At 30.8% G+C, this 20524-nt stretch carries 17 protein-coding genes; 8 read left to right on the top strand and 9 right to left on the bottom strand.

Features of this window, described 5'->3' with window-relative positions:
- From F0000_RS05660 to F0000_RS05695, 8 genes are all read right to left on the bottom strand, one after another.
- Positions 1-1245: an O-antigen ligase gene (locus F0000_RS05660; protein ID WP_149623744.1), complete on the bottom strand. Its 1245-nt coding sequence runs from the start codon at positions 1243-1245 to the stop codon at positions 1-3.
- Positions 1209-2285 (bottom strand): glycosyltransferase family 4 protein, encoded by a 1077-nt coding sequence (locus tag F0000_RS05665; RefSeq protein ID WP_149623745.1) that lies wholly within the window; start codon positions 2283-2285, stop codon positions 1209-1211. Before F0000_RS05665 ends, F0000_RS05660 begins: the two co-directional genes overlap by 37 nt.
- 227 nt (positions 2286-2512) lie before the next feature.
- Positions 2513-4225 (bottom strand): hypothetical protein, encoded by a 1713-nt coding sequence (locus F0000_RS05670; protein WP_149623746.1) that lies wholly within the window; start codon positions 4223-4225, stop codon positions 2513-2515.
- 108 nt (positions 4226-4333) lie between these two features.
- Entirely contained in the window at positions 4334-5431 is a 1098-nt protein-coding gene (locus F0000_RS05675) for a glycosyltransferase family 4 protein (RefSeq protein ID WP_149623747.1), read from the bottom strand.
- A complete protein-coding gene (gene murJ, locus F0000_RS05680; RefSeq protein ID WP_255452629.1) occupies positions 5428-6789 on the bottom strand; it encodes a murein biosynthesis integral membrane protein MurJ in 1362 nt (453 codons plus the stop codon). Before murJ ends, F0000_RS05675 begins: the two co-directional genes overlap by 4 nt.
- 41 nt (positions 6790-6830) lie before the next feature.
- Complete coding sequence (locus F0000_RS05685; protein ID WP_149623748.1) at positions 6831-8111, bottom strand: nucleotide sugar dehydrogenase; 1281 nt, start codon at positions 8109-8111, stop codon at positions 6831-6833.
- Positions 8112-8130: 19 nt separating this feature from the next.
- Positions 8131-9129 carry an SDR family oxidoreductase gene (locus F0000_RS05690; protein ID WP_149623749.1) on the bottom strand — a complete coding sequence of 333 codons (999 nt, stop codon included), beginning with the start codon at positions 9127-9129 and terminating at the stop codon, positions 8131-8133.
- Between the two features lie 264 nt (positions 9130-9393).
- The gene (locus F0000_RS05695) at positions 9394-11391 is read right to left on the bottom strand and encodes a thiamine pyrophosphate-dependent enzyme (protein WP_149623750.1); all 1998 of its coding nucleotides are present in this window, start codon (positions 11389-11391) and stop codon (positions 9394-9396) included.
- Between the two features lie 366 nt (positions 11392-11757).
- On the opposite strand from F0000_RS05695, the gene F0000_RS05700 reads away from it, so the two are divergent.
- The 8 genes from F0000_RS05700 to F0000_RS27620 all read left to right on the top strand — a co-directional run bounded on the left by F0000_RS05700 (position 11758) and on the right by F0000_RS27620 (position 19775).
- The gene (locus F0000_RS05700; RefSeq protein ID WP_149623751.1) at positions 11758-12708 is read left to right on the top strand and encodes an isopenicillin N synthase family oxygenase; all 951 of its coding nucleotides are present in this window, start codon (positions 11758-11760) and stop codon (positions 12706-12708) included.
- 11 nt (positions 12709-12719) lie between these two features.
- Positions 12720-13049, top strand: coding sequence for a translation initiation factor (locus F0000_RS05705; RefSeq protein ID WP_149623752.1), 330 nt, complete (start codon positions 12720-12722; stop codon positions 13047-13049).
- Between the two features lie 197 nt (positions 13050-13246).
- The gene (locus F0000_RS05710; protein WP_149623753.1) at positions 13247-14182 is read left to right on the top strand and encodes a DUF1835 domain-containing protein; all 936 of its coding nucleotides are present in this window, start codon (positions 13247-13249) and stop codon (positions 14180-14182) included.
- Between the two features lies 1 nt (position 14183).
- Complete coding sequence (locus F0000_RS05715) at positions 14184-15068, top strand: nucleoside phosphorylase (protein ID WP_149623754.1); 885 nt, start codon at positions 14184-14186, stop codon at positions 15066-15068.
- A gap of 44 nt (positions 15069-15112) precedes the next feature.
- A complete protein-coding gene (gene ppk1, locus F0000_RS05720) occupies positions 15113-17185 on the top strand; it encodes a polyphosphate kinase 1 (RefSeq protein WP_149623755.1) in 2073 nt (690 codons plus the stop codon).
- Between the two features lie 286 nt (positions 17186-17471).
- Positions 17472-18323, top strand: coding sequence for a substrate-binding domain-containing protein (locus tag F0000_RS05725; protein WP_149623756.1), 852 nt, complete (start codon positions 17472-17474; stop codon positions 18321-18323).
- A gap of 384 nt (positions 18324-18707) precedes the next feature.
- Positions 18708-19298: a hypothetical protein gene (locus tag F0000_RS05730; protein ID WP_149623757.1), complete on the top strand. Its 591-nt coding sequence runs from the start codon at positions 18708-18710 to the stop codon at positions 19296-19298.
- Between the two features lie 300 nt (positions 19299-19598).
- The gene (locus tag F0000_RS27620; RefSeq protein WP_188112024.1) at positions 19599-19775 is read left to right on the top strand and encodes a hypothetical protein; all 177 of its coding nucleotides are present in this window, start codon (positions 19599-19601) and stop codon (positions 19773-19775) included.
- Between the two features lie 5 nt (positions 19776-19780).
- Here the strand turns inward: F0000_RS27620 and F0000_RS05735 are convergent, their stop codons facing one another.
- Positions 19781-20446 carry a uracil-DNA glycosylase gene (locus F0000_RS05735; protein ID WP_149623777.1) on the bottom strand — a complete coding sequence of 222 codons (666 nt, stop codon included), beginning with the start codon at positions 20444-20446 and terminating at the stop codon, positions 19781-19783.
- Positions 20447-20524: the final 78 nt, after the last annotated feature.

Below are 20524 nucleotides of genomic sequence, written 5' to 3' on the forward strand. Positions count from 1 at the left end.
TCAGTTTTTTCTTATTATATTATTCTCATTATAATTTCCTTCCACTAGATAGGCTACCAAAACAAATGTAACAATCAAGTAAGCTTGATTTATGATAGTCTGTAATGTCATCATAAAAATGCTAATAGGAATTAAAATTGTCAATCCTAAAAACCTATAAGTCGTATTATATTTAAAAATTTTAAAATAGTAAGAAAAAATTATTATCAAAAAAATTATAAAAGGAAGAATCCCGGCATCAGCCCATATATTAAAATAGGTATTATGACTATGCACAACTGTTATTCCATAGTCAAGTCCATTTCCGAAGAATGGCTCTTTTTCAATGACATTAAAAAGATTACTCAATCTTTCATCTCTACCAGAAAAATTAACTTCTTCTGTACTAAAAGTAAGAATATTAACAATATTAGTAACCTTCTCTAATTGCCCGTAAGTAAGAATATCGGAAGAAATCAAATAATTATATCCTAGATAACCCAAAACAGCCATAATTGGTGTCAAAACGATAATCTTACCTATTGTGAAAAATTTTCTATAAATAATTACCAAAACTATTAAAAATGACAAAAAACCAGTATTAGAATAAGTAATAATCAATGAGTATGTAATAATTAATAAAGCAATTACCTTTATACCTTTTTGAATTTTATTAATAGGGTCAAAAACATAATACATAAAAGCAAAGGATAATATCGAAACTAATGCAGTGTTATTGGCATCTCCATAAATTCCTGCAGCCCTCTCTACCCTATATTCTGCGACTCCCTCAAAATCCAAAGAAAAATTGATGAAATTAAAATAAATCGAAAATACACAGGCAATAAAAAAAGCAAATGTGGTCACCCATAGCATGAGTTTCCTATACTCCTCAATACTTAATAAAACAGCAAATCCAAAAAAGTAAATTACAGGAATTAATGTTTTAATTAATGAATAGCTTGAACCCAAAGAGCCTGAAGAATAGGTAGCTATAGTATAATAAATAAAATAATAGAACATCCAAGATTTTATAATAGAAGTATAACCTACTCTTCTATAATCCTTTAAAAAAACAAAAACTCCTGCAATAATAGATGCCAAAACTGAATAAGCAAAAATTTTACCAACATTACTGGATATAAACAAAGAAATATATCCTTGCAAATTTAAAGACGTGAATAGAAATGGAAGTATAAATAATGAAACACCAATTTTATTCTTTATACTCATTTCTCCAATATTCCTGAAATAGCTTCCTCCCATTTATTACCTATTAGTTCTAGTGAATATTTTTCTGTTATCTTAATACTATTATTTCTTAAATTATTTCTTAATTCTTTATCCGATATCAATTTTCTCAATGCAACTTGCATCTTATTAATATCTTGATCTTCAACAAGCAATCCATTTACATTAGCATTAATTATATCTGACGGACCAGTTTTACAATCATACGCAACACATGCCATTCCTTGAGACATAGCTTCGAGTAAAACCATTGGTAATCCTTCATACCTTGATGATAAAATAAAAATCTCAGAACTTTTCATATAATCTGATACATTATTTGTAAATCCTACAAATTCAACCTGATCATTAATTTCATTCTTATTAACTAATTCTTTTATTATATCCGTTTTTCCTCCACCAATAATTTTTAATTTCCAATCTGGATTATCTTTAAGAATCGGATGAACTATTGTAATTAAATTATCAAATCCTTTATGGTGATATCGATCTAAATTACCAACTGCTAACAATACGGGTTCCCTACTAATATTTGGATCAGTTATTGACTTAAAAGTACACGGATTAGGCATCACCATAACATTAGTTTTATGCTTTTTATAATAGTCAATATCGTAAGTAGTTAACACTGTCAATATATCTGTATATTTGTAAATAAATTCTTTAGTAAACTTTGCTTTTTTAGTAAGGTTCCTTAAATGATTATTATGTTCAGAAACTATTATTTTTAGATTACATAACTTGGCTATAATAATTGCAATCAAATTAATTGTTGTGGTAAAAGAAATCAATACATCTGGTCGTTTAGTTTTATCTTTATAATATTTTTTTAAATTATAAATACTCCTTAAGGTGTGATTAGATATTCTTTTTTGTCTATTATGTAACCTAACTCTTTTTACTTTTGGGGTAACTTGAAATATTTCCCCTTCATTAAAAGTAATAAGAGAAACATCATAATTTTTTTCTGCTAAATAATTTGCAATAATTACCATAACCCGCTCTGCACCTCCTCCATTAAGAGTATTTATTACAAAATCGATTTTACCATTCATATGTTATATATTCCAAACATTTTTATTAGTATCTATTTTAATTATATATAATTGCTTATCATTAAAATTATAAAAAACAACACCCTTCTCTGAAGTTATTTTTAATTATGATTCAATTCCCCACTTTTTATCATATTCATCAAAAGTTTATTCATAAAATTAGCTATTTACTGATTTCTAAAATAGAAAAGGAAGATTCTTTCTTTATATTTCATCCTTTTTTATAATTAAAGTAATTCTGATAACTGTGCATCTTCTAATAATAATTCATTTGTTTTTATCACAATAAATGCCCGAAGTGCAAGTTTTTGATAACTAATCGAACTAGCTTTTATATTAGCACGTATAATATTCTCAATTATTCTTGGGGAATATGCTTTAATAAATTTCGTCAATTCTTTTCGGATATTACTACTTTGCCTATTTTTACTATAATTATTTGTAATATGAACAATAAATTTTTCTGGAAATAAAGATTCTTTTTTTTCAATTAGATAGTTACATATATCATTTTTCACATCATCTAGAGCTAAAATTTCTCCAACATTTTGTATCGCATCTCTTCTTGCAAAAGGTGTCTCTGGAAACATTTTTGATACAATATCATTCCAAACTTTTTTATTTGTCCTTAAATCAATTGGCAGTTCCTGAATGACTTGAACTATTTCTTGACTTAATAATGGATTAATGACCTCTACGTACGCTAGTTTTATATCCTCTAAAGCAGCTGTTACAATTGGTGTTCTATTCTCCAACCAAAGGCGATCTCTCCAATCTTCCAAAACTTCATCACTTTTCCTTTCTAGGTAATCCGGAATATTTTCTCTAATAATATTAAAGGGTTCAGGAATGTCTACATTTATATCTTTAGTAAGCATTAAGTTATTAGTACGACGAACCTGAAAATCGCTGGTTACAGGTGGTTTTCTACCAAAAGCATCATACCCTCTAATTACTCCACGACCTGTCCCAGATAGATACCCCCATAAATTTAGAGCATCTAAATAACCACCAAGATGATCGATTCTTCCCTCGCCAGCACATATAAACCGATCTATTAACTTATTGAAACTTCCTGATATGTAATCCATATTAGCATAACTATGCATTATATTGCAATCTTTAGCTAATTTTTTAGCGATTTGAGCATCACTAGAAGAATGATTTAAAGCATCACTATTTCCCCACGTAACCGAATTTAGTTTTTCATCTTGTAAATGATATAATAAACTTCTACTATCCATTCCACCAGAAAGTGCTAGAGTCCATTGAGATGGGTTAATATCAAAGTTATCTACAACATTTTCAACAACACTTCTCAGCCTTTCTTCATGTGAAATATTATCAGAATCTGTTAATGAAGAAAATGGAATAAAATCAAATACAGCATCTTGATTATTGTTAAGTTTCCAATTTTTTCTATCCAAATGGAGAGACATTCTAGGTTGTACCATTTTGATCCTTTTATCCCAAGAATTACCTGGACCTAATGTTCCTGATGACAAAAACCACCCACAGGCTTTTTCATTAAGATCTAAATTACCTAAAAATGAAATAATCATTCTTTGCGAAGTTGATGAAATAAATAATTCATCATTAAAAAAATACCAAATTGTACGAGAGGAAGAGAAATCCGACGCTACTTCAATATGATCTTCTCCTACTCGAAATAAAGCATAACTACCATCAGGAAATTTAGAAAGAGGAGTGAATATATTGCTTAAATCACTACATATACTACCTAAACATACATTAAAACCTTGCCTCTGAATTGTTGGGGTTGGATTATACACAATACTAAGTGCATGCATATCATAATGAAGATAAGGCTCTGTTATCGTTGCATTATCAGGCGACAATCTAAATGAAATTCCTTCAGCATACTTAGTTGGGTTACCCATTTTTTCTTTTCTGAAACAAGCAATTAGAGCTTTAGCCATAGTTTTATATGTTTAAATAGTCAATAAATAATCCCCGAAGCGGCACTTCATAGAACTCTATAAAATAAATTAATTACTAAAGAAGAGTAAATAACATAATCACGAAAACTACAGTTTTGCTTTTTTTTGATCATAATTAATTACATCATAAATAGTTTTCTCCCATTTTTCCCCGATTAATTCTAAAGAATATTTATCTGTTATTCGAATTGCATTTTGTCTTAATTCATCTCTCAAATCTTTACTATTCATCATCTTTCTTAACTTCATTTGCATCTGATCAATATCCTGATCTTCAACTAACAATCCATTTATATTATTATCAATGATGTCAGAAGGTCCTGTTTTGCAATCATATGCAATACAGGCCATTCCTTGAGACATAGCTTCTAATAAAACCATAGGTAAACCTTCGTTTCTAGATGGTAATATAAAAATTTCAGAACATTGCATTAATTCAGAAATTTTTTTCGTAAAATTCGTAAACTCTACCTGTTCTTGTATCCCTGTTTTCATAACAAGATCTTTAATAAAGGTTTTGTCCCCATCTCCAACAATCTTTAGTTTCCATGCTGGATTTTCTTCCAAAATAGAATCTACTATAGTTATCAAATTATCAAATCCTTTCACATGGTATCTATTCAAATTACCAACGGCAAGTATAACTTTATTTCTAGCTACTTCTTCATTAACAAAAGGCTCAAATGTACAAGGATTAGGCATTACTATAACATTTATATCAAATCCCATGTAATAATCTATATCATAAGAAGTTAACACTGTTACTAAATCTGCATAACGATAAACATACTGCTTTGTGAATTTTAATTTCTTTTTAAGATTATTCAAATGATTATTATGTTCAGAAACAATCACTTTCAATCCACATAACTTAGCAACAATAATAGCTATTAAATTAATACTAGTAGTAAAAGCTATTATAATATCTGGCAGATTTGATTTATTATTATAATATTTTTTTAAGCTATAGATACTTTTAATTGTATTACTTCTTACTTGAACATTTTCCGAATACAATTTAACTCTATTGATTTTAGGGTTTAGTTCATAAGCATCTCCTTTATTAAAAGTAATTATAGATACATCATAGTCTCTATTAGCCAAATAATCAGTAACAAGAGTCATAACACGCTCTGCTCCTCCTCCATTTAATGTACTTATCACAAAATCTACTTTTGTTTTCATACATCAATAGAATTAACAACATTTTTTCTATATGTTTTATATGTATAAGTAAAATATATAAAACTATTTAAAACATATACAAATGTTGTACTCATTACTAATCCGTATAGGCCAAACTTCTTAATCAGTATCATATTTAAAACAAAGTTAAGTATCAAATTAAAAAATGAAGCCCAGGCCATAAATACATTTTTATTATAGCTAGTCAAAAACTTAACCATCACAAGAGTGCAAAGGTAAAAGGGTAAATATATTAAAATAATTTGTTGAACCTTTGCTACAACAACAGTATCTTCCGAAGTAAACTCCTTTCTTTCAAACAAATAGAAAATAATCTCTTCTGAAAATAAAAAACCAATAGCTCCTACACCTAATCCTAAAAAAAATACAATCTTCAAAATCTTAAATAATTGTTTATAAGCCAACTGTAAATTATCATTAATGATTCTGGCAAAATGTGGTAATAAAACATTACCAATAGCTATCATTAAAATACTAACCAAAAAAGAGGGTATTTTAATTCCATAATTGACAGCAGCAATGGATCCAATTGCCAACTGAGCTGCAAAAAATTGATCTACATAGGTATTTAAACCTGTTAACAAACCAGATGAAATCTTGGGTGGTAGTTGCTTCATCATAGCTTTTACATTATCATTTTTTTGAGGCTTATGAATTGATAATAACCCAAAATGCAGATTTACGATCAGTAGATACAAAAAACTACAGAAACTTCCAATCAGTAATCCAAGTGCTAAAACCAATTCTCCAAAAACATCACTAAAAAACAATAAACAAATAATTGTACTTACTGCCATAAAAGAGGCACTTATCGTAGAAAAAAAATATTTGTTTGCTACCTCAAGTAATCCTCCTAAAATTGAAGATAATCCCCAAAATAAAATGCACGGTAAGACAACATATAGTTGTTTCCTTATCAATTCATAAAATGTGTCATCACGACCTGGAAAAGTCATTTCTAGAAAATATAGAGAAAAAATAATGGCAAAAATGGTCAGTATTGATACGATTCCTAAAACCATAATGAACCCCATAGACTGAAATTCTGATTTCTTATTTGTTGTTTTTAACTCAGTAATATAATTAGGTATAAAAATATTACGCAATGCTCCAATAAAAACAGTCTGAATGAATGTAGGTATCAAAACAGCCAACAAAAACGCATCCAAAAAACTTGATAATCCAAAAGTACTGACTACCAGCGTCTCTTTATAAAAACCTAATAGTTTTACAAAGAAAGTAATTCCTCCTACAGTAAGTATGTTTATAAAAATCGGTGTATTGACCAAATTAATTAATTTGGTCAATACACTTTTTACTTTATTTGAAAAATCCAAATTCGGTCAGTTTGTTAGAACTACATTTTTTCAACAAAAAACTAAAGCCTTCCATCTACATTTTGTTTTAAAATTCCTTTTACATCATATATTACAGCATTTTCTTTTAACAAACTAGACAAATCTAATTCTAAATATTCTTTATGTGCTACTGTCAATACAATTGCATCAAATTTCTCATCTGGTAATTTTTGAGTAGTATCTAGATTATATTCATGCTTTACCTCTTCTGGGTTAGCCCAAGGATCATACAGTGTTACATTAGTACCAAAACTTTGTAAACCAGTTACAACATCAACAGCTTTTGTATTTCTAACATCAGGGCAATTCTCTTTGAAAGTAATCCCAAGAACTAAAACCTTTGCATTTTTAATACGTATATCCTTATTAACCATTAATTTGATAATCTCTGAAGCAACATAGTCGCCCATACTATCATTTAATCTACGCCCTGCCAAAATAATCTCTGGATGATACCCAAACTCCTGTGCACGTTGCGCCAAATAATATGGATCTACTCCAATACAATGTCCTCCAACCAGTCCTGGTTTAAATGGAAGAAAATTCCACTTAGTACCAGCGGCTTCTAAAACATCATGAGTATTAATATCCATAGCATTGAATATTTTAGCTAATTCATTCACAAAAGCAATATTGATATCACGTTGTGAATTCTCAATAACTTTAGCCGCTTCAGCCACCTTTATTGTCGGAGCTAAATGTGTTCCGGCTGTAATCACAGAACTATACAGATCATCAACTTTTTTCCCAATTTCCGGAGTAGAACCTGCAGTGACTTTTAGTATTTTTTCTACAGTGTGTAGCTTATCTCCAGGATTAATACGTTCTGGAGAATATCCTGCAAAGAAATCTTTATTAAACTTTAATCCACTCACCTTTTCTAATACAGGAATACATTCTTCTTCTGTTACTCCTGGATATACTGTAGATTCATAAATAACGATATCACCTTTCTTTAAAACGCTACCTACTGTTTCACTTGATTTGTATAAAGGTGTTAAATCAGGTCTGTTATTTTTATCTACGGGAGTAGGTACTGTTACTACATAATAATTACAATCTTTAATATCACCTAGATCGGCCGAACAAAACAACCCTTGATCCATAGACGGAGAATCTTGTAATACCGACTGTAGTACATTATTTTCTACTTCGAGAGTAGCATCCACACCAGACCTTAACTCATCAATTCTTCCTTGATTAATATCAAACCCTATTACTGGAAATTTGGTTGCAAATAATCTTGCCAAAGGTAAACCTACATAACCTAAACCGATAACGGCAATTTTTATATCTTTCATAATTGATTGTCTTAGTTTGTTATTTTAAATTTTTCCAATACCATTTTACTGCTTCTTTTAATCCAGATTTGATGTCAAACTGTGGATCATATCCAAGAAGATTTTTTGCTTTTTCTACTGATGCCAGTGAATGTGGAACATCTCCTTTTCTTTCTGGTCCATTTTTAACTTCTACAGTAGCGATACCTGAATCAAACGCTGATAAGTATTCTTTTAATAAAGTAACAAGTTCATTTAGTGTTGTTCGTTCACCAAATGCTGTATTGTATACGTTATTTAATGCCTCTTGATTATCCGAGACAATAGCTAACATATTCATTTGAATTACATTATCAATATAAGTAAAATCTCTGGAAAAAGAACCATCACCATTAATTTGAGGAGATTCATGATCCATAAACTGCATTACAAATTTTGGAATAACTGCAGCATATGCTCCATTAGGATCTTGTTTACGACCGAATACATTAAAATAACGCAATCCAATAGTATCTAGGTCATATGTTTTCTTAAAATTATCCGCATATAATTCATTCACATATTTGGTGATTGCATATGGAGATAAAGGTTTTCCTATTTTATCTTCCTCTTTGGGCAATGCTTTAGAATCTCCATAAGTAGAAGAACTTGCAGCGTATATAAATCGTTTCACTCCAGAATCTCTGGAAGCAACTAACATATTCAAAAATCCTCCTACATTAACATCATTTGATGTAATCGGATCGTTTATAGACCTCGGAACCGAGCCTAAGGCAGCCTGATGTAATACAAAATCTACATTCGCACAGGCTTTATGGCAATCATCAAGATTCCTAATATCTCCTTCAATAAATGTAAAATTAGAATGATCCTTAATTGCAGATAAATTTTTTTTATGTCCTGTTGCAAAGTTATCTAAACCTACCACAGTACTCCCTTTTTCTAATAATGCTTCACACAGGTTAGAACCTATAAAACCGGCTGCACCTGTAACTAAAACTTTTGAAGAACCTAACAGTTCCAATTGATCAGTTTTCATGAATTTACGTATTATCCTTTGATTTTTAATTCCCTAGCTATACCTTATTGTATAGACTGCGCGAAATTAAGATATAACTATAGAACATACAACATATACTATAGGGGATTTGACCCCTAACACAATTAACACTATCCGGTTATCTATAAATAAAAACAATTCATCGATTTAAAAATCATAAAACATTAAAAATCAATTATTTATTTCTGTTAAGTTTTTATTAGGTTTTTATTAACAAAAACGTTTTAGAACTAAAATCAGGTATTAATACCTATATAATGCTACTAATTCCTTCTCAAATCTATTCTTTGCCAAATACTGAGATTCTAATCTGGATTCAAAAGGAATAGGCGTATCCAGACTTGCCACTCTCCTGACAGGTGCGTCCAGATATTCAAAACAATTTTCCATTAATAAAGATGAAATATCTGATCCTACCCCACCAAACATAGAATCTTCCTGCAAAACAATTGCTTTCCCGGTTTTTTTTACTGAGGTAATTATTGTTTCTATATCTAATGGCTGTAGTGTCCTGAGATCTATAATATCAGCCTGAATCTGAGGATGTTCTTGCAGAACAGACAACGCCCAATGTACTCCGGCTCCATATGTAATTACCGAAATATCATTTCCTTCTACCAAAACAGAAGCTTTTCCTATTGGTAATGTATAATACCCTTCTGGCACTTCTTGCCGTATACTTCTATACAAAGCTTTATGTTCAAAAAACAAGATGGGGTTTGGATCCTCAACAGCTGTGCACAATAATCCCTTTGCATCATAAGGAAAAGCCGGATATACAATTTTCAAACCAGGAGTTTTTGTAAACCACGCTTCATTTGTTTGACTGTGAAATGGTCCAGCCCCTACTCCTCCTCCGCAAGGCATCCGTATCACTACATTTGCTGACTGCCCCCATCTATAATTGGATTTTGCTAACAAATTAACAATTGGATTAAATCCTGAGGATACAAAATCAGCAAATTGCATTTCTATAATAGCTTTGATATTATTAATAGATAACCCGTAGGCTGTAGATACTATTCCAGATTCACAAATTGGAGTATTTCGTACTCTTTCTTTCCCAAAAAGATCAATAAACCCTTCCGTAATTTTAAAAACCCCTCCATAATCAGCAATATCTTGTCCCATAATTACCAACGTATTATGCTTATACATTGCTTCTTTTAAACCTTGAGAAATAGCATCTATCAATCGTAGTTCCTTAGTATTCTCGCTAGGTTTTACAGGGTTATATATAAACTCGTGATAGACATCTTTCAGTTCTTTCTCTAACAAAACATCTATTACTGGTTCTTCATTTGCTTGCTGCCAATGGGATTCTATCTGGGTTTTAATGCTAGAACGTTGTTGGAGTTCATCTTCGATTTTCAGGATATTATTTTTAATAAGGTATTCTTTAAACGTCTCTATTGGATCTTTTTTTGACCATTCTTCCAGCAATTCCTGAGGCACATATTTGGTACCACTAGCTTCTTCATGGCCTCTCATTCTAAATGTTTTAAATTCTAACAAAATAGGTCTTGGCTTTTGCCGTATACTGATTGCAAGCTTATTGACATTATCATATACTTCTAGTATATTATTACCATCAATAACATGAGATTCTATACCATATCCAATACCGCGATCAGCCAAATTCTTGCAGTTGTATTGTTCGGTTGTTGGAGTTGATAACCCATATCCATTGTTTTCTATACAAAATAAAACGGGTAGCCCCCATACCGAAGCTATATTAAGAGCTTCGTGAAAATCTCCTTCACTTGTTCCTCCTTCTCCCGTAAATACAACTGTTGCTTTATTGTTTTTTTTCAGAAGATTTCCCAAAGCAATTCCGCATGCGACTCCCATCTGAGGACCAAGATGAGAAATCATTCCAATCGTTTTATATTCTTGTGTACCAAAATGAAAGGATCTATCTCTTCCATTGGTAAAACCTTGTGCCTTTCCCTGCCATTGACTAAAAAGTCTATACAAAGGTATATCACGAGTTGTAAAAACCCCAAGATTACGATGCATTGGCAAAATATACTCATCAGTATCCAGAGCCATCGTAATTCCAACCGAAATTGCTTCTTGTCCTATACCACCGAACCATTTAGAAATTTTGCCTTGCCTGAGCAATATGAGCATTTTCTCCTCTACAAGCCTAGGAAATAACATTTTAGTATACAAAGAGATCAAAAGTTCATCATTATATCCTTTTCTATCAAAATCAAATGGTAATATAGATGTTGGCATACGTCAATTTACTTAATTTTAGTAGTTTCTTAAGATGGTTCCGTTAGTAAATGTAATTATTTTTACTACAGAACATCAAATGCAGTAACAATATTATTAAGTAGTTGTTAATTTGAAGCTAACAATTCTATGAATTAACTAAATTTACTGCGATGAATGTTACATGTATCTAGGATTAACTATTTTATTTAATTCTAGTATTAATTATAAAAAACATTAAGAACTTTAGCTATGTTTAATTAGACACGGCTACTTTAGTAAATTACTTCGAGGCAAGCTCACGAGGCATTTATTAAAAAAACATTTCGATTTCGAGACAAGTCTTAGAGCATTTAAATCTCGATTATCGAGTAAAATCTAATAACAATGAACAATATACCAAGTGTCGATTTGGCGGATTTTTTATCAGATAATACAGTGATTAAGCAAAAATTTGTCACTGAAATAGGAAAGGCATATGAAGAAATAGGTTTTGTAGCCCTAAAAAATCATTTTTTGGAGGATTTGCTCGTAGATAACTTATATAAAGAAGTAAAATCGTTTTTTGCTTTACCTCTGGAAATCAAGCAAAAGTATGAAATAGAAGGATTAGGCGGTCAGCGAGGATATATTTCTTTTGGTAAAGAACATGCTAAAGGAAAAAAGGAAGGAGATTTAAAAGAGTTTTGGCATTTTGGTCAAGAACCTGAAAAGGATGCTAATTTAATTGAAGAATACCCTCTTAATGTGCAGGTAGAAGAGCTTAAAAACTTTAATGCTACAGGTATGAAAGCATACAAGATGTTAGAAAAAACAGGTATATATGTACTACGGGCTTTAGCTTTGTATCTGGGATTAGATGAATTCTATTTTGATCATTGGGCAAAGAATGGTAATAGTATTTTGAGGCCTATTCACTATCCTCCCATCTCAGAAGAACCCAAAGGAGCTGTACGTGCCGGAGCACATGGAGATATAAATTTAATAACTTTGCTCATGGGAGCTTCTACAGGAGGGTTACAGGTTCAGCGAAAAGACGGTACCTGGATGGACGCAATACCAAAAGAAGATGAATTAGTAATCAATGTTGGTGATATGCTGGAAAGACTTACAAATAACAAATTACGATCTACTATTCATAGAGTAACTAATCCTCCTAAAGAACAATGGAATACTCCTAGATATTCTATACCTTTTTTCATGCATCCAAGAAGTGATATGAGTTTGAACTGTATAGAAGAATGTATTACGGACAAAAACCCAAAACATTATGAAGATATTACTGCTGGTGATTTTTTACATCAAAGATTAGTAGAGATCGGATTAATAAAAAAATAAAATGTTACACCATGGATTTACAAGATCAATTAAAAAATCTATTTCCTGATCACCAGATTACTGAAACAGATGTTACAAGTGATAAAAAAGATGATATTTGGATGCAGGATAATCCAATTATATGCAAATATGAAAAAAGAAAGGGGAAACCAATTACCATACTAGAAGGATATACTGGTGCTGATGAAGATTTTAAAAAACTGGCTAAAGAAATAAAAACAAAACTCAGTGTAGGAGGAAGTTTTAAAAATGAATGCATCATCATTCAGGGAGATTATAGAGATAAGATCATGAATATTTTGCAAGAAAAAGGGTTTAAAGTCAAAAGAGTCGGAGGATAAACTTTAGAGCTTGTTTAAAAACCTTACTTCCTGAAAACAAATATTTTAAGAACCGTGAGCTTACTTCAAATAATTAAAATATCTCGATATTCTCATCATTTGAAGTGTCCTCAGAACCTCAAACTATTGATTTTCAATTTGTATTCTTTTTAAACATACTCTTATAAAAAGAATTATACATCTAAAAAACTGTACAATTGGGGACAAAAACTTTACATATTACTAACGGTGATAGCTTAACAAATCGCCTGAAAGAATTAAATCTGGTAGAAGGAGAATTCCTTATTTGGCGAGAAATGCTTTGTGAAGGTCCTACAGATATTAAAATTGAAACAACTACTGCAATTGCCAAACGCAAAACTTTTCTAAAAAAATACTATAGAATATCTCAAGATGATTATGAGGCAAAATTTATATCTCAAATTAAAAAAATTGATGATTCCTCCTATGAAGAAATTATTCTCTGGTTTGAGTATGATTTATTCTGTCATATCAATATGATAGCAGCCATAAGCCTATTACTTAGAAAAGGAATAAACAATATTCCTATTTATCTTGTATGTAGTGGAAGAGTTGAGAATTCGAAGAAATGTTTGGGGCTATGTGAATTATCAGATATTCAATTAAAACAACATTTTGAAAATAAGGTTTTATTAAATACAAATGATCTGGAATTGGCTTCGCATATCTGGACACTTTATTGCGAATCAAACCCGAGTAAGATTGCCGGTCAAATTAAAAAAGAGTCATCATTTGATTATTTATCAATTTGTCTCAGAGCACACTTACAAAGATTTCCAAATATGCTAACAGGCTTAAACACTCTAGAATATAATATTCTGGAGATGATTGATAAGCACCAGATTAAAAACATAAAACAATTAATGGGATATGCCTTAGAATATCAAGGGTTTTATGGATATGGAGATATGCAAATGAAACGTGTTCTGGCAAGACTTTTTCAATTTTTAGATCAAACTAAAGAACGCCTTGTACTTACAGAAAGAGGTAGACTGGCATTAGAGCAAAAAAAGAATTTTTATAATACGCAAATATTGGATTGGTACTACGGAGGAGTAAAAAAATATGATTACCTGTATAATGGCGAAACTCATAAATTATTAAAATTATAATATGACCATAGCCAAATCCGAACTTATTCTCAATGAAGATGGGAGTATTTATCATTTAAATCTCAAACCAGAGCAACTTGCTAAAACTATTATAACTGTTGGAGATCCTGATCGTGTAGCTGAGGTGACTACCAATTTTGATACCATAGAATGTAAAGTTCAAAAAAGAGAATTTCATACGCAAACCGGAACCTATCGAGGAAAAAGAATTACTGTTATTTCTACAGGTATCGGGACAGATAATATAGATATTGTATTTAATGAATTAGATGCATTAGCAAATATTGATTTTAATACCAGAAAAATAAAAGAAGAACATACTTCCTTAAATATTATCAGAATTGGTACATCCGGAGCAATACAGGCCGATATCCCTATTGACAGCTTTGTTGTTACACAAGTGGCTATAGGTTTTGACAGCTTACTTCATTACTATAATAGTAAACATATTCAGTTTCCTCAAATCTCAGAATCCTTAATGAAACATTTAAATTGGGATACAGATAAATCCTCACCTTATGTCGTGACCTTTGATAAAAAACTAGGAAGACATATGCGTGGAGAAATCCAAACAAAAGGTTTTACGGCTACTAATATTGGATTCTATGGACCGCAAGGTCGAATTCTAAGAATACCATTGTCTGATCCTCAATTAAATGAAAAGCTAACTTCTTTTGAGTACGCAGATAAAAAAATTGCCAACTTAGAAATGGAAACAGCAGGAATATATGGTATGGCAAAACTTCTGGGTCATCGAGCTGTTTCTATGAATGCCATTCTTGCGAATAGAATTACAGGAGAATTCAGTAAGAACCCTAAAAAAACAGTCGATACTCTCATAAAATACACATTGGATAAAATTATAAGTTATCAAGATGAGATTTAATACAGAGGTAACATTATAGAATTTATGAACTTGTAATTTTAAAAATGCAATCAAAAGAATACCCACACAGACATAGAGATATTAACTGGCTCAGTTTTAACGAAAGAGTCTTACAAGAAGCCGAAGATGAATCTACCCCTCTATTAGAGCGATTAAAGTTTTTAGCAATATTTTCATCTAATTTAGATGAATATTTTAGCGTTAGAGTTTCCAGGCTTCGGCAAATAAAAAATATTGACAAGGATATACGAAAAAAACTAGCTTTAAAACCAAATAAACAGGTTAAGGAAATCTTAGGTAAAGTAAAAAAACAGCAAGAAAGGTTTGGTGATATTTTTTATAAAAAATTAATTCCAGGACTCGCTAGTTATCATATATATCTTATTGATGAAAACAGATTCGATTTTAATCAGCAAGCATTTGCTACAGAATATTTTATCTCTCAAATTCTTCCTTTTATTAAAACTAAGACCATCAATCTTTCTGAAGAAAAATCAACATTTCTGGAAAATAATAAATTGTATTACTTAGTTACTTTTGGAGATGAGGAAACCGTGGGTGTTATTAATATTCCATCGGATACTCTGGGAAGATTTGTGTGTTTTCCTTCAACGAACGAAAAGACATTTATTACTTTTCTTGATGACATCATAAAAATGAATATGGGTCAGGTTTTTGAAAATCAAGAAGTAACAGGATGTTTCGAAATAAAGTTATCTAGAGATGCAGAATTATATATAGAGGATGAGTTTGAAGGAATTTTAGCCGAAAAAATAAAAGAATCTCTATCAAAACGTGATAAAGGACAACCTACGCGACTTCTTTATGACTCATCCATGCCAAAGGATATCAAAAGAAAACTCCGCAAATACTTAGATTTAGGAAAAATAGATATGATGCCTGGTGGAAAATATCATAATTTTAGTGATTTTTTCAGTTTTCCGAACCCTACCAATAATCCCATTTTGCACTATAAAGCTGTTAATGAAGTAGAACATCCGTTTTTTGACCGGATGGGAAAAGATTATTTTAAAATTATTGAGCAGCAAGATCAACTTGTACATTTTCCGTATATGTCATTTAATTATGTACAAAATTTCATGAATCAAGCTGCCAATGATAGCCAGGTAACCGAAATAAAAATTTCTCTATACAGAATAGCCAAAGAATCTGAACTTACAAGTTCTCTAATAAAAGCACTGGGAAACGGTAAAAAAGTAACTGTTTTTGTAGAAGCAAAAGCACGTTTTGATGAAGAAAACAATCTGAAATGGGGTAAAATTTTTGAAGAAAAAGGAGCTTCTGTATTTTACAGTTATCCAAAAATAAAGGTACATTCCAAAATATTACTCATTAAGAGAAAGGAAGATAACATAGTCAATACATATGGATATATTGGTACAGGTAATTTTAATGCTAAAACTTCAAAAATATATTGTGACCACGGAATATTTACTGCTAATAAAAAAATAACAAAAGAGCTGACAGAAGTTTTTGAGCTATTATCAGGTAAAATGGTTTTACTTAAACCTAAATACCTATTAGTATCACCTTTTACGACAAGAAAAACATTTGAAGAACTCATAGATACTGAAATTGCAAATGCTGAAAAAGGCAAATCGTCTGGAATTACTGCTAAACTAAATAGTTTGGAGGATAAAGAAATTATTAATAAATTATATGATGCCAGCAATGCAGGTGTTACAATACGATTATTAGTACGAGGATTCTCCTGTTTAATCCCTGGTTTAAAAGGAATCAGTGAAAACATTGAAATCACAAGTATTGTAGATCGATATTTAGAACACGGCAGAATCTACCATTTTAATAATGACAATAATCCCAAAATGTATATCGGAAGTGCAGATTGGATGACTCGCAATCTGGATAAACGTATAGAGGTACTAGTACCTATTATTGATAAAACGTGTAAAAAACAATTAAAAGAGATTCTTGATATACAATTAAATGATACTACAAAAGCAAGAATACAAACAGCAGAAGAAACAAACCCATATAAAAAGCGAATAGACAATGAATCGTCTATTCACTCTCAATATCAGATTAGAGAATATTTAAAAAAAATACAAGCTCCAGAAAATATATTATCCAAATAATATTTTTAGACTGATCAGCAAGTTCGTTACTATTAATAGGGCTATAAAAATAATAACTCCATTTTCAAATGAATTACTTTTTAGTTTTGCCACCTTGACACGCGCATTTTTGTTTTTAAAAATATTCTTTTTCATAGCAATATTATTTTTGTTTACGTTAAAAGTAATAGATTTATAGGATTTATATTTCAAATATACTAAAACATTAATTAGTAACAACGATAAAAAACACAAATAATCGATAAAAAACATTTTTATTCTTTTTTTTCTAAAATAGACAACTATTATGCATACTATAAAAATCGGAGGCGTACCAGAGCATTTTAATCTACCATGGCATCTAACTATTGAAGATCAATCGTATCTACGAAATGACATACAACTTGAATGGATTAACTTTCCCGGCGGTACGGGAGCCATGTGCGAAGCACTTCGTAATAAAGATATAGACATAGCAATTATATTAACAGAGGGGATAGTAAAAGATATTATAGCTGGTAACCCATCCAGAATTGTTCAAACCTATATACAATCTCCATTAATTTGGGGAATCCACGTAGGTTATCATTCTCCTTATTATAGTATCAAAGATATAGAAAACACATCGGCCGCAATCAGTCGATATGGATCAGGCTCTCATTTGATGGCATATATAAATGCTCAAAAGAATAACTGGGATACGTCGACATTGAAATTTGAGGTTATAAAAAACTTAGATGGAGCTGTCGAAGCGCTAACACATAAAAATGCAGATTACTTTATGTGGGAACATTTCACAACAAAACCATTGGTGGACAATAAAACTTTTAGGAGGATTGCAGACTGCCCTACTCCATGGCCATGTTTTGTAGTTGCTGTCAGAGAAGAAATTATAGATTCTAAAAAGCTTCAATTAAGCACTATTTTAGACATTATTAATAATACCACAACAGATTTTAAAAACATCCCAAGTATTGACAAAACATTAGCTACCCGGTATGATCAGAAACTACAAGATATCAGAGCCTGGTTAAACCTTACAGAATGGAGTCAATCCTTGATAACAAACCAAACCTTACAAGAAGTACAAGAGCAATTATATCAACTCGATATTATAGATAAGATTATAGATCCTGAAAAATTAATTACTCGAGTATAAGCAACCAATTCTTAAATTCTTCATCTTTATAGAGTAAACTACGGGGCGAGTCACGAAGTATTTATTGAAAAAAAACATTTTGATTTCGAGGCGAGTATTTACATCTCGATTATCGAGTAAAAAAGGCTTTTACAAATAGTAAACTTGGATCAGGGTACAGTTCATTAAAAGGGAATTTACATGCAATAGTACTAAGGCCAAATTTATATTCAAGCCATCATTTTATGGAGTACTTTTTTTAGAGGTTTCGGTTATAGAACCTTGTTTAGATTTTTGTTACTTTAACTTATCAAAAGAAGAAATCAGCAGCATTTACCAGCAAAATTCGTATCCAAACACCTATTATGCAAGCTTTTTGGATAAACTTGGAAAACAAAAAATATCATGAAAAAGACGTTAGTATTCATAACAATTTTATTATTATCTCTATTCGGGTTTGGGCAAGACACTTCAGAAATAGCACTAAGAGATATCAAAAAAAATGAAGTAAGTATTAATCCACTCAATCTTATTGCATTTGCTGCTTTGGATGTAGATTATGAGCGAGTGTTAAACAGTCACAGCACATTAGGTTTTGATTTTTTTTACAGATTTAGCGACTCGACCGATGATAATGATGATATTATTGATACTGATGGAATTTTTGATAAAGAAATAGCATTTACTACACGGTTCAAATATTTTTTTGGTCATAGAATTGCCAGAGGTTTTTATGTAGAAGCCTTTGGTATGTTATCCTCAGGAGAACATGATACGTATGTTGAAGTGTTTAATGATGTAGGAAATTTTATTGGTTCTCGTGATGTAGAAGAAGCATATACTGATTTTGCACTCGGTTTTGCTGTAGGAGGAAAATTTGTTGCCAGAAACGGTTTTTTTATAGATTTAGGATTTGGTTTAGGAAGAAATTTATTTAGTAAAAATAGCCCACAAATAATTTTAAGACCCAACTTATATTTAGGATATAGGTTCTAAAATGTAGATAAATCACTTTAATTCACCTCTAAAAGTAGGGTTTTCTTGTATTAAAACGTTGTATAAATAGAGACTAAAATATTTTATCCACAAATTATTATTATATTTTAGAATATATTAACATTTTTTATCAATAAAGATTAGAGAAATATTAATTCTGATATATTGAGGTAAAGGCATATGTAAAAAGTTAAATTATTTTGTACATTTGCCCTGCCTACCCTAATAAAATAATTAATAAAGATATGTACGCAACCATTTATGTAAGTGTGCATCTTAGAATTAACTAACAAATCAATTATGGTAATTTTTCTACTTATTCTTGGAGGGCTGATAGCATTCAATTTTGTTCTTTTGAAATTTAGTATTCAATCTGTTGATTCGGATAAGAAAAAATTAAGAAAGAAGAAAGTTGTAACTACTTCTTCATTAGAAGACACTAAAACTAAAACCACTGGAATACCAAAAGCTGCATAATTATCTTACCATTTAATTGGTATTTGGTTCGTTTTTGATAAGTGTGTATTAGTTTTACTAAAATGCTTATTTCCGAACCAGTAACCTCTATTAGCACTCAGAGGAGATGGATGTCCACTCGTTAATACGCAATGTTTTGTGGCATCTATTTTAGCTCCTTTTTTCTTTGCAAAACCTCCCCACAGCAAAAATACTACATCCTCTTTATACGTTGATATCGATTGAATTACAGTATCTGTAAACTGTTCCCAGCCTTTGTTTTGATGAGACCCAGCTTGATGTGCTCTTACTGTCAATGTAGCATTTAATAACAATATTCCTTGTTTCGCCCATCTTTCCAAGTTACCATTAGATGCAAAAGGAACTCCTATATCTGTTTCTATTTCTTTAAAAATATTAAGTAATGAAGGTGGAATATCTATATGATCATTTACCGAAAAACAAAGACCATGCGCCTGCCCTATTCCATGATACGGGTCTTGACCAATAATAACTACTTTAACATCCGTAAAGCTACAGTAGTCAAAAGCTGCAAAAATCTCAGCCCCCTTAGGAAAACAAGTGTGTGTGGAATATTCCTTTTTCACAAAGGCTACCAAATCCATAAAATAAGGCTTTTCGAATTCTTCACTTAAATGCTGCCTCCAGCTCTCCTCTATATTTACATTCATAATCGTGTCTAAAAAATATTGCAATTGTTTACTTTTGCTCAGTTGTAAAACTATGATAAATAATTTTCAAAATTTAAA

The organism is Aquimarina sp. RZ0 (genome assembly GCF_008370685.1).
In the GTDB taxonomy this organism is placed as follows: Bacteria; Bacteroidota; Bacteroidia; order Flavobacteriales; family Flavobacteriaceae; genus Aquimarina.

Bases quoted from the DNA above. Each gene is read 5' to 3' on its own strand.
- F0000_RS05660 (WP_149623744.1), bottom strand. From the start codon at position 1,245: ATGGGAGGAAGCTATTTCAGGAATATTGGAGAAATGAGTATAAAGAAT.
- F0000_RS05665 (WP_149623745.1), bottom strand. From the start codon at position 2,285: ATGAATGGTAAAATCGATTTTGTAATAAATACTCTTAATGGAGGAGGT.
- F0000_RS05670 (WP_149623746.1), bottom strand. From the start codon at position 4,225: ATGGCTAAAGCTCTAATTGCTTGTTTCAGAAAAGAAAAAATGGGTAAC.
- F0000_RS05675 (WP_149623747.1), bottom strand. From the start codon at position 5,431: ATGAAAACAAAAGTAGATTTTGTGATAAGTACATTAAATGGAGGAGGA.
- F0000_RS05685 (WP_149623748.1), bottom strand. From the start codon at position 8,111: ATGAAAGATATAAAAATTGCCGTTATCGGTTTAGGTTATGTAGGTTTA.
- F0000_RS05690 (WP_149623749.1), bottom strand. From the start codon at position 9,129: ATGAAAACTGATCAATTGGAACTGTTAGGTTCTTCAAAAGTTTTAGTT.
- F0000_RS05695 (WP_149623750.1), bottom strand. From the start codon at position 11,391: ATGCCAACATCTATATTACCATTTGATTTTGATAGAAAAGGATATAAT.
- F0000_RS05700 (WP_149623751.1), top strand. From the start codon at position 11,758: ATGAACAATATACCAAGTGTCGATTTGGCGGATTTTTTATCAGATAAT.
- F0000_RS05705 (WP_149623752.1), top strand. From the start codon at position 12,720: ATGGATTTACAAGATCAATTAAAAAATCTATTTCCTGATCACCAGATT.
- F0000_RS05715 (WP_149623754.1), top strand. From the start codon at position 14,184: ATGACCATAGCCAAATCCGAACTTATTCTCAATGAAGATGGGAGTATT.
- ppk1 (WP_149623755.1), top strand. From the start codon at position 15,113: ATGCAATCAAAAGAATACCCACACAGACATAGAGATATTAACTGGCTC.
- F0000_RS05725 (WP_149623756.1), top strand. From the start codon at position 17,472: ATGCATACTATAAAAATCGGAGGCGTACCAGAGCATTTTAATCTACCA.
- F0000_RS05730 (WP_149623757.1), top strand. From the start codon at position 18,708: ATGAAAAAGACGTTAGTATTCATAACAATTTTATTATTATCTCTATTC.
- F0000_RS27620 (WP_188112024.1), top strand. From the start codon at position 19,599: ATGGTAATTTTTCTACTTATTCTTGGAGGGCTGATAGCATTCAATTTT.
- F0000_RS05735 (WP_149623777.1), bottom strand. From the start codon at position 20,446: ATGAATGTAAATATAGAGGAGAGCTGGAGGCAGCATTTAAGTGAAGAA.